Source organism: Gardnerella sp. DNF01189 (assembly GCF_049244195.1).
Lineage (GTDB): Bacteria > Actinomycetota > Actinomycetes > Actinomycetales > Bifidobacteriaceae > Bifidobacterium > Bifidobacterium swidsinskii.
This window is the reverse complement of the sequence record NZ_CP058385.1, coordinates 1,170,629-1,183,721: the sequence shown is the minus strand read 5'-3', so window position 1 is coordinate 1,183,721 and position 13,093 is coordinate 1,170,629. Positions and strand designations below refer to the sequence as shown.

Genomic DNA, 13,093 nt, shown 5'->3' with positions numbered 1-13,093 from the left:
CAAGGGACACTAGCAATATATTTCACTATTTTTTCTCATCTTTGTTACACTTCAACGTCAATATGCTTAGGTACACCTGCATCTATTACACTAGTAAAAGTAGTAATAAATAGTACGAGCTATTTATTACGCAAAATTTGAATTCACAAAATCATTGAGGAGGATTTTATGTCAGATCAGCCTACCGTAAATGTATACGGTGCAGATTGGTGTGGAGATTGCAAACGTGCGAAAGCTGCGCTAATCCAGTATGGTGTGGCATTCGTTTGGCACGATATTGAAACAGAAGAGGATGCTGAAGAAAAAGCGATTGAAATTAGCAATCAAAAGCATATTCCAGTTGTTACTTTTGCAGATAATACTTTTATGGTTGAGCCATCAGCAACACAAATAAAAGCAAAACTTGAGTCACTCGGAATACTGCAATAAATATATGTAACACGCATAAGTTAACACGATATTCACTTCGTCGATTGAATGTAGTATACTTAGCATTTGTTGCCCCTTTAGCTCAATTGGCAGAGCAGAGTCCTTTTAAGTCTTGGGTTGTGGGTTCGAGTCCCACAGGGGGCACTTTTTTATACCCAAATTTAGGGTAAGCGAGTAAACTGCAATAAAAAAAACGGGGAGTTGAAGCTCCCCGACGAAAAATTCACTTAAAATCAAAGACGGCAATCAATGCCGTACTTATTGAGAATTAGCTGATTACTTATATAACACAATACTCAACTTGCCCAAACACTAGCATCTTGATCATCTTCATCTATATCGTGACCTACAGGTGCTGGAGAAGAATACGTGTATTCATCATCCACAACGCCAGAATCAGCATCTGCATTAATAGCAGCAAGAACATGCTTATCCATTTTGTACTGAGGAAGCACATTTTTAATATAGCTTGTCACAGCATCTTGCATAGCAACGTCATGGCCAACTTTTTCTGCCATAAACCAACGATGATCCAACACTTCATGGAAGAACTGAGCTGGTTCAATTTGCGAACGGAATTCAGGAGGTATCATACGAACTGTTGGCTCGAAAATTTCACGCATCCAATCAGTTGCGACGATTTCCAGCTCTTCACCTTGACGCCATGTAGAAGTGCGATATGCATCCAAATCGTTTAGCAGCCTTCGAGCCTGATTCTCTTGAACATCCAATCCAGTAAGACGAAGAAGCTTGCGGGAAGCATAGCCAGCATCCACAACTCGAGGTCGAACCAAAACCCTTCGACCATCTTCTGAAGTCTTCATCTCCAACTCATCAACATCGAAACCAAGCTCATTTAGACGATTAACACGACGTTCAATTCGCCACATCTCATCAGGACTGAACTTATCAACGTCAGTAAGCGTACTCCAAAGCGAATGATAGCGATCTACTAGACGATTGCCTATACTAATTTCATCTACTTCTGTCGGTAAAAGCTGACCGGAGCTCAAATCCATAAGCTCACCAATAATGTTGGTTCGAGCTAAATCAATATCGTATTCTCGTTGACCTTCTGTTAAACTTCCATGCAAATCACCAGTTTCTGCGTCAACTAGGAATGCAGAAAAAGCATCTGCATCTCGCAAAAACAGCACGTTGGAAAGCGATACATCGCCCCAATAGAAGCCAGAAAGATGCAAGCGCACCATAAGAACAGCAAGCGCATCGATAAGGCGCTCTGCAGTATCCGGACGCAACGTACGAGCAAATAATGCACGATATGGTAGTGAGAACTTCAAATGTTTCGTAACTAACATTGCCTCAAGCTTTTCACCATTAGCGTCATGGCGTCCTGCAACAACAGCTATAGGAGTAACTGTAGGCAACTCAAGTTTACGAAGCCTACGCAAAAGCTCATACTCACGTTCTGCAACTTGACGAGTAATTTCCTTCATTGCATACACTTCATCGCCAACGTGAACAAATCGCACAACGTGGCGAGAAATACCACGCGGCAAATTCACGAATAAATCAGCAGGCCATTGAGAAAGTGGTAATTCCCAAGGCAGTGTAAACATTTTTGGATTTGAACTAGCCGCAGTAATCTTCAGTGCCTGCGGCTCTTGAGAAGACGCATTCTCGTCCTGTGCAGATACCGAAGTTGCTTGCACAGCACGCGGGTCTAATTGAGGAGCGTCATTCCATTCCATAAAGTTTATTTACCAATCAAGCTCATGCCAACGATATCACTGCATTCCAGATAAACACAGCTCAACCACCGACGAATTATTGATAACAACTATATATAATAAGCGATGCATTGTAATGATGTATTATTGTACACTTATTATGCTGCTTTTTTGTGCCAAAAACGGGGTTCGCGTCATATTGCGAACCCCGCTCTATACCTTATACCGAAAGTTTGCTCATTAGCTTATATAAGCAGGCAAACCAACGTTTTAGTTCAAACGCAACTCCGTAGAAGGTGCGAACAGATGCATCTTAGATGGATCAATCTTGATCTTCACGGTGTCGCCAACCTTTGGAAGAGCACGTGGGTTCACGCGAATAGTCGTGAGCTTATTTTGATCAGACATCATAGTAGATGCTTCCTCAGGAGAACCATCGGTGATGATATTGCCATAGATATAGCCATCAGAACCGAGATCTTCCACGTTCATTACCTTCAAGGAGAACGCATTTGGATCATCGGATGTTGCCAAGCTTGCATCTTCTGGGCGGAAGCCAACAATAATCTGTCCGTTATCTTCTGCAGTGAGCTTGTCAACAGCCTCAGCTGGAAGAAGTATAGAATCCTCACCAATCTGAGCTCGACCGTTTACAACTGGATGCTGATTGATATTCATAGATGGTGAACCAATGAAGCCTGCAACGAATACGTTTGCAGGGCGGTCATAAAGCTCAGTAGGAGCTCCAACCTGCTGCAATACGCCAAGCTTAATCACTGCAATGCGATCGCCCATGGTCAAAGCTTCGGTCTGATCGTGGGTAACGTACAGAGTAGTAACACCAAGCTGACGCTGCAAAGCAGCAATCTGAGTACGAGTCTGAACGCGGAGCTTAGCGTCGAGGTTGGAAAGAGGCTCATCCATGAGGAAGACTTTTGGTTCACGAACAATTGCGCGACCCATAGCAACACGCTGACGCTGACCACCAGACAAAGCCTTCGGCTTACGATCCAAATACTCTGTCAAATCCAACACTTCTGCAGCTTTTTCAACACGCTTGCGGATTTCTTCCTTAGGAACACCAGCAATCTTCAAAGCAAAGCCCATGTTATCAGCAACTGTCATATGCGGATACAGTGCATAATTCTGGAAGACCATTGCAATATCGCGATCCTTTGGCTGCATTGTAGTAACATCCTGACCACCGATGAGGATACGTCCTTTGTTAACCTCTTCAAGACCTGCCAACATACGCAAAGTAGTTGACTTACCGCAACCAGATGGACCAACGAGTACGAGGAACTCACCATCTTTAATAGTCATGTTCAAGTCATCAACCGAAGGCTTATCGTTGCCCGGGTATATACGAGTCACATGATCAAATACAACTTCTGCCATGATATGTCCTTTCATCGGCAGGTACGTGCCGAACGATCCGTAGTGAAGGGTGTGCACTCATGACCCCAATTCCTACATCGGCGGGTATCAATCGTCCACAGTTTACTTACCTGGTCCATTGAAGGTTCTCTTCGTTGAGCCATGCCTTAATATATCATGTTTATCTTAGAAAAACAGCAAAAAATCAGTATTTTGCATAAACTCGGCGTGTCGAGTAAGGCGCACAAAAGGAGAATAACTATGGATCAACAACAAGAAACAACAAATAATGAAATGCAAAAATCAAATACCCCTTATAGTAAAAGCTTAATTGGCATCGTAATAGCACTAATTATTCTTGCATTCGCTGCAGGAGCTGGGTTTATGACTTATTACAATTCAATCAATAAACCACAAGTAAAAATTGAAAATCCAACAACCAATAAGCCAGATACACAAACTGAGGATACAGCAGACTCCCAAATAACCAAAGAGATTAAAAAACTGCCTTCTTCTGACATCCCACCAGCATCTAATTTACAAGGCGGAATTCTTCTTAGCAAGGATGGGTACGGCAAGCAAGCTGCTGGTGCTCCTACAGTTGCCACTTATTTTGATCCTTTGTGCCCTGGTTGCGGATCCTTTAATCGTACTGTTGATGAAACTTTAATTAAAATGGTTGAAGCAGGTCAAATTAACCTAGAACTTCACCCAATGTCATTCTTAAATCGTTTTAGCTCAGATCAATATTCTTATCGCGTCTCAGGCGGTATTGCCTATATCGCTTCGCACGACAACGATCCAAAGCATTTGCTTAAGTTCATCAATAGTATTTTTAGCGAAAGATTCCAGCCAGAAGAAGGCGACGGATACCAAGCAACACCAAATAAAGCTCTTATTGATTTAGCTGAAGATGCTGGAGTTGCAGATAAGATTGCGAATGAAGCATTTAACCTACACTATGTTAAGTGGCAAGAAGTTATTAATGAGAATACTCCAGAAGAAAAAGCTTTATGGAATGTTTCTGGCTCTAATAAAGGCGCTATGACAACTCCAACAGTAACAATTAACGGTAAGCTAGTAGATCTCAATGCAGCTTCTGAAAAGCAAATGGATCCTTTGGAAGCTATATTAAAGTCTTTGGGAATCGATAAAAAATATGTTGGCAAATCTGGTCATATGCCGAAAGTTACGTATAAGAGTAAGCCGCTTGAATTATAAATAAAATTAAGTAATCTCTATACTAAAACGGACGTTAAGAATACACTTAACGTCCGTTTTTATTTAATAATTTAGATTTCTATAATTTAGCTTATTTACAATGCAATAGGGGAACTAGTGTCAGACACTTTAGGCATCTGACCTGCAACTCCAACTTGTTTTTTATCCAGGCCGATGCAATGAAGCAGAGCATCAAGCACCTTCATTTTTTTCTCATTAATGGCATTCATATCAAGCAATTTATCGTTAATAGTTACAGTCGGCGTTGTCATAGATCCTTTATTTGGACCGCTGACATTCCACAATTCCTTACGATCAGGAGTGTATTTATTAACTAGCAGCTGCCACTTCAAATATTGGCGGTTAAAAGCTTTACTTGCAATTTCGTTTGGAATTCCAGATTTCTTAGCCAGTTTAATCAACTCTTTATTGCTTACAGGCTTATATCCCTCGCTTTCTTCCGGCTGGAATTTTTCGTTAAAAATGCCATTGATAAACTGAAGCAAATGCTTTGGATTGTTATCATATGAAGCGATATAAGCAATAGCACTAGAAACACGAGTCGAGTAATGGTCAGTAGAAAGTCCATCCAAGAATGACATTGGGTGAAGTTCTAGGTTAATTTGACCTGCTTCAACCATTTTAATTAAAGTTTCATCAACAGTACGATTAAAGGATCCACAACCAGGGCACAAAGGATCAAAATAAGTGGCAACTGTAGGAGCACCAGCAGCTTGCTTGCCGTACCCATCCTTGCTAAAAAGAATGCCATTCTTAGAATTAACACCGCTTGGACGAATACTTGGATCAATATTATCCAAATTATGATTAGATTTTGCAGATTGCTCTATTTTTTTCTGAGGCTGAACGTAAGCTGCCTGATACGCAGTAATGCCTACAGCAGCCAACATAGCCGCAACAATAATTACTACAATAACGCCGATAATTGCTTGCTGACGACGCTCACGCGCCGCACGCGCTGCACGTTCGCGATTTTCTATAGTTCTTTGTAGGCGAGTAGCAGATGAATCTCCCTGCTTATTATCACGCATCTGAATTTTAGGCATTGTTATCCTTCAACCATTTATTTCGCACACTAAGACTCGTTCCTAGCAGCATTCTTGCTAATGAAATAATAACTTCACCACAGTTTAGTAGATGGCATCAACGGAAAATACACATTACGTATCATACTATTTTTATTTTTCAAATGATTTTCCAGAATAAAATAACGCACCTAATCCTAAACGGAATTTTGTAGTCCACTTAACTGCAGCAAAAACAACCCATGCAACAATAAATCCTAGAGCATATCCAACTGCAGTACTTGAAAAAATATTAGGTGAGTAAGTTGGTAAAAGAATACGCAAGGATCCAACATCTATAGAAAGTAATTCAGGATTATTACCGCAGAAAAATGGATATATAACAGCTCCAATACCTCCAGAAACAACAATAGCTATAACTCGTGGAAGCATGTAAACAAATCCTCGAATAATATGCCACGGTAAAGTTGCAATAAGCACTACAGAATCATGGCGAGGAATTATTCCATCGTTAAGTTGCCATCTTCGCAAGCTTGATGAAATACTGTAGCCGGATGTTGCACTAATCCACATAAAAACCATCGCAAAACCAATAGAATCGAGAATGCTTAAGCAAGCAATGGCTAAATGAAGAATTATACAAATCAGCAGTATCCATGTTCCTCTACGCGCATAATCATGTTTATTAAGAGCAGGATCAACAGAAGACACTTCATCACTTTTAACGTGTAGAGAATCACCTGCTTCATTTTCAATATTGCCATTATCAAAAGTGTTATCAGAAGAACGAATAAGTTTTGAAGATTGTGCAATGCGTGAATTGTTTGAATTGTCGTCCTGTATATTCTGAAAATCTACATCGTTTAACGCATTAATTCGTGTTTTTTCATCCACACAAAATGTTTTATCGTCTTCACTATTATCTAATGAATGTGGCATAACAGTAGTAGAACGAACAGTTACGGTTGGCATTTCTCCATCAGAATTAAGATTTGTTATGCCAGCTGTACCAGCTGCATCGCAGGTACGAGAATTTGTTAGTATAGCAGTTTTTTCTTTTGTTTCACGACTTGTTTCACACCACATTTTACGCATAGTTATGTTAGTGGCATTACGGTCAAAAGGGCGGTTCGCCTCCGGCCAGGCTAAAGGATCCATAGCATCTTGACTAATTGCATTTTCTAAATCAGATGGCATGCAACGCTGCTCTCGAATCGGATTCAAAGCCTTACGAAAAGCAGCCATTGTTCTAGGAGGTAACCCAGTTAAATCTGCATTGCCTGAGGCAGCACGCTCCAAAACCGCCATCATAGGCTTTGTGCCAAAAACAGGCTTACCGGTAGCCGCAAATGCAAGCACAGCAGCAACAGACCACCAATCTGTAAGTTCATCTGAATCTCCGCCTTCAATAATTTCTGGAGCAATAAAACCAGGAGTGCCCATCACTAATCCCGTGCGAGTAACATGGCTTTCACCTTCGCCCATCGCAATCCCAAAATCTACCAATACAGGTCCAGTAGCAGAAATCATTACATTAGTTGGTTTAATATCGCGATGAACAATACCGGCTTCATGAACTGCTTTAACAGCTTCAATAAGCTTATGCGCAAGACGCTCCAAATCATCTGCAATATAAGGTCCATTCTCATCCACGTCTTCGCGCAAATTATGTCCTTCAATCAACTCTGTCACAATAAAAGCGATTGAAGCATCTAATTCCATATCCACTATCGCGCAAACACCTGGATGATGAATCCTCTGCAAAGCCAAAGCTTCACGTTTTAAACGTATTCGAGCGCGTTCCTGCTCAGAATCTTCATCTTCACTCTGTTTTGCATGAACAGACGCACGTAATATTTTCATAGCATATTGATTGCCGCCATCGTCATTAACGCGCCAAACTGACCCCATTGCGCCGCCGCCAAGCCTAGAAATAAGCGTGTATCCGCCTACATTAGTCCCTGGTTGCAAATCGAACATGCTTGTATCTTCCATACTGCATTATGTTAATGCCTTATATTGCCAAATACGCAAATATAAACAACAAAAAACACGCCGTTTCTATATTCAACATCGCCGTAATTTTGTAATGACGTGGCATATGGTACACTAATCAATTGTTCTACTTAGCATGATTCGTCATGCTAACGAGAAACTTCGCCTCCTTAGCTCAGATGGCCAGAGCGGCCGCCTTGTAAGCGGCAGGTCGCCGGTTCGATCCCGGCAGGAGGCTCCATTTTTATTCCACTCGTTTCGCGAGTATTTCTTATTTTCCATTCACATATTCCAGAACTATAGTTTTGTTATCTTTCGTATCACATATAATGACGTGAAATGATTAAAGCAGAGGGGATAGTGGCTAATTAACTATTCAAAAATAGAAAAGATTTTTATTTTTCATATACAGTGCCAGATTATGGCGTATTATGAAAATAACAAATCTATATCTGTGCACATGATCATCTTTATAACAAAACTTTTCGCGAGTAAGAACTCGGGAACCTTCCCCCAACTCAGGGTTTCCGAGGTGAGAGTGGAGCGTCCCCCAACCAGCTCCACCTCATAGGGGGCGGGAATATCCCCTTCTCTCCCGCCCCCACTTTTATTTTGTTTTGCATTCAATTTTGAATGCAATACTGAAGGTATAATAGAGAAGTTAGCATTATTGCAAAGGGAGTGATTGTATGGCACGTCGATGGACGCCTAGACGATTAATAGTGATGCGTCGTGCAAGAATAATCGCCTGCGTTTTATCTATATCACTCACAGCAACAAGCTTGTTTATATTTACAGCTAAAAAATCTGTTGCAATGATTATAAATGGAAAAACGCATATTGTAAGCACTTATTCAACAAATCCAATACGTTTATTGGAAGAACAACACGTGCCAGTAAAAACTCACGATCAAATTATTTCTTCTTCTGGAGATATTCTCACAAATCATTCTACTGTAACAGTTCGCAGTGCTTATCAAACTTCTATCACTGTAGATGGAGTAACTATACCGTTCTGGACTGTTGCAACTAGTGTCGATCAATTAATCGGCTTTTTTAAAGCTAATGCTAAGAACGCTTCACGAATTACAGTAAATTTGCAAAATATTTACGATAAACTCACTTGCGGCTTATCAATTAATAAAAAAGGTCCAATTAGCGTTATCGCTGACAGGAAAACACGCATTGTGCAAAATGGAGACTTACCTGCGAGCGCAATTCTTGATTCTCAAGGTATAGTGCTCGGCAAGGAAGATCGCGTAAGCGTAGAAGAAGATGATGGAAATACTGTTTTACGTGTTTCTCGAGTTACTCATGGCAAAGAAACTCGTACAGTTTCATTACCTTTTGCCACACAAACTGTAGTAGATCCTAAACTTCCAGCGAATTCTCGCGTTGTACAACAAGTTGGCGTGAATGGTGAGCGCGAAGATGTTTATAACGTTACATACGTAGATGGCAAAGCAGAAAGCGCAACTTTAGTTTCGCAAAATTTGGTAAAGCCTGCAGTTAATCAAGTTATTGCTGTAGGTAAGGCTGCTCCCGCACCAATTCACAAAAATAATACAAATACACAAAAGTCAAAACAATCCAAACAACAAACAAACGCTCAACACAAAAAGCAGAATACTGAGCAGCCTGCAAAACAGGAGAAGAAAAACAGCCAACAGCAAACTCAACAACAAACCGCATCTGCAGCTCCCGCACCTGCAGCTAATCCACCTGCACCCGCTCCAAGCTCTAATCCCGATAGCCTTGTACATGCTACTCCAGAACAAGCTAAACTATTCGCTCAGGGCGCAGCTGCGCAAATGGGTTGGACCGGTAAAGAATGGGAAGATCTTTTATGGTTATGGAATAGGGAATCTGGATGGAGATGGAACGCAGAAAATCCTAGCTCACACGCTTATGGCATTCCTCAAGCTCTTCCTGGAAATAAAATGAGCAGTGCAGGAGCTAATTGGCATGAAGATGCCGCAATACAAATTAGCTGGGGTCTAAGTTACATTAAGAGCAAATATAAAACACCTAGTGGAGCAGTAAAGCATTCGCGCGAAATTGGCTGGTATTAAAAGGCAGCAGCGTGTTTTAACGCACTTTGGCGCAACGGATTAATTGTTACGAAATTTGGACGGTAAAACTTTGACAGAAATCAGCATTGAAAATGAAGGTCAGCTTTTAGGTGCAGCAGATATTAGACGTATTGCTGCCGAGGAAGGCATTACTCCTACCAAAAAGTTTGGTCAAAATTTCGTTATTGATCCTGGTACAGTGCGAAAAATAGTAGCGGCAGCTGAAGTTAAATCTGGCGATATCGTTATGGAAGTAGGGCCTGGTCTTGGTTCTCTTACTCTTGCAATATTGCAAACAGGAGCACAGCTTACTGCAGTAGAAATAGACCCTCCGCTAGCTCGACGATTGCCGCATACTGTAGAAGAATTTATGCCTCAATCAATGCAAAAATTTAACGTCATTCTAAAAGACGCTTTGACAGTAAATGCCGATGATGTTCCACAGATTGCGCAGGCTAAACAATTTACTCTTGTTGCAAACCTGCCATACAACGTTGCGACGCCTATTATTCTTACTTTGCTAGAAAAATTTAGTAACTTACAGAATTTTCTAGTTATGGTTCAAAAAGAGGTAGCAGATCGTTTATGCGCACAACCTGGGAATAAAGTATATGGCACACCAAGTGTTAAGTTGGCGTGGTACGGCAAAGCCCAACGCGCAGGGCTTATCGGTCGTAATGTATTTTGGCCATCGCCAAACGTTGATTCAGCATTAGTTTCTTTTACTCGCAATTGCACAGGTAAAGGTGACAATAATGAACGTGAGGGAGTATTCGCTTTCATTGATGCCGCCTTCCAGCAACGACGTAAGACATTGCACGCAGCTCTTAAAAATCAAGTTCCAGAAGAAGCATATAAAAATTCTGGAATTGACCCAACTAGACGCGGCGAGACGCTTACTTGCGATGAATTTATTGCTTTATATCGCGCATGCAAAGATTGTAAATTATAAATAAAACGCATATTTATTCGTTGAATAAATATGCAAAATAAAATATTACGCAATGAAATATTACGTATATTCTGCAGCTTGTGTAAACTTGCTGCTAACAAAGTTACAAACCACAGATCGGAAGTGAACATGACGCAAGAATACGACGAACGTATTGCTCGTAAAGCTTTCATGTATCAAAGAAAAAGATCTGTACTCACTACAGTGGGCGTAGGCTTGGGCGTCACTTTTATATTTGCTTTACTTGTGCAATTCCACGCTTTTGGCATAAATTCTGTGCGTGCTCCAAAAGATAACCCAAATTACGGCGTTCCAGCTCCATGCGCAATAATAGGAAAAGAAGGAGCCAAAGCCCCTTACGTAGATAATAGAGCTGTAGCAATCAGAGTTCTCAACGGCACAAAGTTCCGCGGCCTTGCTCGCGCGGTTGGCGAAGCTTTAAACGCTCGCGGATTTAACTTAACAGAAGTTAACAATAACAAATCCAGTAACATTAAACGAACAATCATTTACTTTGGAAAAAACGCTATTAATGAAGCTTATACAGTAAACGCTAATTTTACCGATGCAATTATGCGAATGGATGATAGAAAAGATAAGCTCGTCGATATTGTGCTTGGCTCTACTTTTAATAATCTTCGCCCTAAAGTAGATGTTCCAGCAGCAGGCGCAACAATACATGAAGTGCAAGGATGTATAAGAGCTGATCTTATGAAAAACATTCCTAAGGCAGATCAGCATAAGGAAGTTAAATAAAAAAAGTAGCAGTAAAATATTTTATACTGCTACTCTTTATTTAAGTGAAGAAACTTTTACTTTTTGTACGTTTCCTCATACCATCGCTGTAATTCTTCTACAGCAATATCATGGTCTACCGGACCATTATCGAGACGGTAATCAAGCATATGCTTATAAGCCTCACCAACTGTTGGACCTGGTTGCAAATGCAATAATTGCATTATTTCATTACCGTCTACATCAGGTCTAATAGCGTTAAAATCTTCCTGCTTTTTAAGCTCCTTTACGCGCTCTTCCATCTCGTCCATCGCATGCTCAAACATTAACGATTTGCGACGATTCTGAGTGGTTGCATCTGCTCTAGTAAGTCGGTTCAACCGCTCATACAGATGTCCTGAATCTTTTACGTAACGACGAACTGCAGAATCAGTCCACGGTTCATCAACATACCCATGAAAACGCAAATGCAAATTCACTAATTCAGTAACATCTTCGATAAGATGATGATCAAAATGCAGTGCTTTCAAACGTTTACGAGTCATTTTTGCGCCAACAACATCATGGTGGTGGAAACTAACTTTCCCTCCATCTTCAAATTTTCGAGTTTTTGGCTTCCCAATATCATGCAATAAAGCAGCTAGACGCAACGTTAAATCTGGAGACGGCACTGGACCTTCCTGATCTGTTTCCAAAGCTATAGCGCGCTCAAGAACCATCATTGTGTGTTCAAAAACGTCCTTATGACGATGATGCTCGTCAATTTCAAGCTGTAAAGCTGGAATCTCCGGAAGAACACGCTGAGCTATACCAGATTCAACAAGAGCTTCTAATCCTTTACGAGGTCTGTCCGAAAGTAACATTTTAGTAATTTCGTCGCGAATTCTTTCAGCAGAAACAATATCTAACCTATCTGCCATGTCCACAATCGCTTCAGCAGTATTTGCTTCGATACTAAACCCAAGTTGCGCAACAAAACGAACTGCACGCATCATACGCAAAGGATCGTCATCAAAAGATTGACGAGGATCAACCGGGGTTCGCAACACGCCTTTAGCTAAATCACTAGCACCGCCAAAAGGATCTACAAACTGTAAATCTGGCACGCGCAACGCCATTGCGTTGACAGTAAAATCACGCCTAGAAAGATCACCTTCTAAAGTATCGCCATATTGCACTTCAGGTTTACGAGAATCTGGATCGTACACATCAGAACGGTATGTAGTAATTTCAACTTTTACTTCTGTACCATCAGCACGTCGACGCATAGCTCCCAACGTGCCAAATTTGCGACCCATATCCCAAAAACCATCATGTCCCCAACGACGCAAAATAGGTTCAAACTCTTCGGGTCGAGCTGATGTACAAAAATCAAGATCATGCGACACGCGATGCAGTAGCATATCTCTCACAGGACCACCAACTAATGCAAGTTCATAATGACGCTCAGCAAAAAGTCGCCCCAACTCTATAGCTTCAGGCCAAACTTCGAAGTTCTCAGTCACCCTTACCGACACCCTTTCAGCAAAAATCAATCTATATTCCAGCATACCGTTACCCCAATGCACAGCGGAT

Annotated in this window: 10 protein-coding genes and 2 tRNA genes; 7 read left to right on the top strand and 5 right to left on the bottom strand. The window is 41.1% G+C overall.

All coding sequences use genetic code 11. From position 1 onward, the window contains the following. The first annotated feature begins 168 nt into the window (after nt 1-168). A complete protein-coding gene (locus HXT41_RS04690) occupies nt 169-429 on the top strand; it encodes a glutaredoxin domain-containing protein (RefSeq protein ID WP_421788592.1) in 261 nt (86 codons plus the stop codon). A gap of 71 nt (nt 430-500) precedes the next feature. Further along, a tRNA-Lys gene (locus HXT41_RS04685) sits at nt 501-573 on the top strand. Between the two features lie 152 nt (nt 574-725). On the opposite strand, the gene HXT41_RS04680 is transcribed toward HXT41_RS04685, so the two are convergent. Both HXT41_RS04680 and HXT41_RS04675 read right to left on the bottom strand, forming a co-directional pair. Further along, nucleotides 726-2,141 (bottom strand): DUF4032 domain-containing protein, encoded by a 1,416-nt coding sequence (locus tag HXT41_RS04680; protein WP_004110152.1) that lies wholly within the window; start codon nt 2,139-2,141, stop codon nt 726-728. A 249-nt stretch (nt 2,142-2,390) separates the two neighbouring features. Continuing rightward, nucleotides 2,391-3,518: an ABC transporter ATP-binding protein gene (locus HXT41_RS04675; protein WP_004110155.1), complete on the bottom strand. Its 1,128-nt coding sequence runs from the start codon at nt 3,516-3,518 to the stop codon at nt 2,391-2,393. Between the two features lie 240 nt (nt 3,519-3,758). On the opposite strand from HXT41_RS04675, the gene HXT41_RS04670 reads away from it, so the two are divergent. Further along, a complete protein-coding gene (locus tag HXT41_RS04670; RefSeq protein ID WP_103013756.1) occupies nt 3,759-4,718 on the top strand; it encodes a DsbA family protein in 960 nt (319 codons plus the stop codon). A 95-nt stretch (nt 4,719-4,813) separates the two neighbouring features. Here the strand turns inward: HXT41_RS04670 and HXT41_RS04665 are convergent, their stop codons facing one another. Continuing rightward, nucleotides 4,814-5,785: a DsbA family protein gene (locus tag HXT41_RS04665; RefSeq protein ID WP_103013755.1), complete on the bottom strand. Its 972-nt coding sequence runs from the start codon at nt 5,783-5,785 to the stop codon at nt 4,814-4,816. Nucleotides 5,786-5,917: 132 nt separating this feature from the next. After that, a complete protein-coding gene (locus HXT41_RS04660) occupies nt 5,918-7,759 on the bottom strand; it encodes a serine/threonine-protein kinase (protein WP_103013754.1) in 1,842 nt (613 codons plus the stop codon). Between the two features lie 164 nt (nt 7,760-7,923). Between HXT41_RS04660 and HXT41_RS04655 the strand changes: the two genes are divergently transcribed. The 4 genes from HXT41_RS04655 (at nt 7,924) to HXT41_RS04640 (ending at nt 11,539) form a co-directional block, all read left to right on the top strand. Beyond that, a tRNA-Thr gene (locus HXT41_RS04655) sits at nt 7,924-8,000 on the top strand. A 448-nt stretch (nt 8,001-8,448) separates the two neighbouring features. After that, on the top strand, nt 8,449-9,831 hold the full coding sequence (locus tag HXT41_RS04650; protein ID WP_116994954.1) for a G5 domain-containing protein: 1,383 nt from the start codon (nt 8,449-8,451) through the stop codon (nt 9,829-9,831). 55 nt (nt 9,832-9,886) lie between these two features. Further along, nucleotides 9,887-10,783, top strand: a complete 897-nt coding sequence (gene rsmA / locus HXT41_RS04645; protein ID WP_004110171.1) for a 16S rRNA (adenine(1518)-N(6)/adenine(1519)-N(6))-dimethyltransferase RsmA — start codon at nt 9,887-9,889, stop codon at nt 10,781-10,783. A gap of 129 nt (nt 10,784-10,912) precedes the next feature. Beyond that, nucleotides 10,913-11,539 carry a LytR C-terminal domain-containing protein gene (locus HXT41_RS04640; protein ID WP_004110176.1) on the top strand — a complete coding sequence of 209 codons (627 nt, stop codon included), beginning with the start codon at nt 10,913-10,915 and terminating at the stop codon, nt 11,537-11,539. A 56-nt stretch (nt 11,540-11,595) separates the two neighbouring features. On the opposite strand, the gene HXT41_RS04635 is transcribed toward HXT41_RS04640, so the two are convergent. Continuing rightward, nucleotides 11,596-13,068: a CCA tRNA nucleotidyltransferase gene (locus HXT41_RS04635; RefSeq protein WP_049762339.1), complete on the bottom strand. Its 1,473-nt coding sequence runs from the start codon at nt 13,066-13,068 to the stop codon at nt 11,596-11,598. Between the last annotated feature and the right edge of the window lie 25 nt (nt 13,069-13,093).

Bases quoted from the DNA above. Each gene is read 5' to 3' on its own strand.
- HXT41_RS04635 (WP_049762339.1), bottom strand. From the start codon at position 13,068: ATGCTGGAATATAGATTGATTTTTGCTGAAAGGGTGTCGGTAAGGGTG.
- HXT41_RS04670 (WP_103013756.1), top strand. From the start codon at position 3,759: ATGGATCAACAACAAGAAACAACAAATAATGAAATGCAAAAATCAAAT.
- HXT41_RS04640 (WP_004110176.1), top strand. From the start codon at position 10,913: ATGACGCAAGAATACGACGAACGTATTGCTCGTAAAGCTTTCATGTAT.
- HXT41_RS04680 (WP_004110152.1), bottom strand. From the start codon at position 2,141: ATGGAATGGAATGACGCTCCTCAATTAGACCCGCGTGCTGTGCAAGCA.
- HXT41_RS04675 (WP_004110155.1), bottom strand. From the start codon at position 3,518: ATGGCAGAAGTTGTATTTGATCATGTGACTCGTATATACCCGGGCAAC.
- HXT41_RS04665 (WP_103013755.1), bottom strand. From the start codon at position 5,785: ATGCCTAAAATTCAGATGCGTGATAATAAGCAGGGAGATTCATCTGCT.
- HXT41_RS04660 (WP_103013754.1), bottom strand. From the start codon at position 7,759: ATGGAAGATACAAGCATGTTCGATTTGCAACCAGGGACTAATGTAGGC.
- HXT41_RS04690 (WP_421788592.1), top strand. From the start codon at position 169: ATGTCAGATCAGCCTACCGTAAATGTATACGGTGCAGATTGGTGTGGA.
- HXT41_RS04650 (WP_116994954.1), top strand. From the start codon at position 8,449: ATGGCACGTCGATGGACGCCTAGACGATTAATAGTGATGCGTCGTGCA.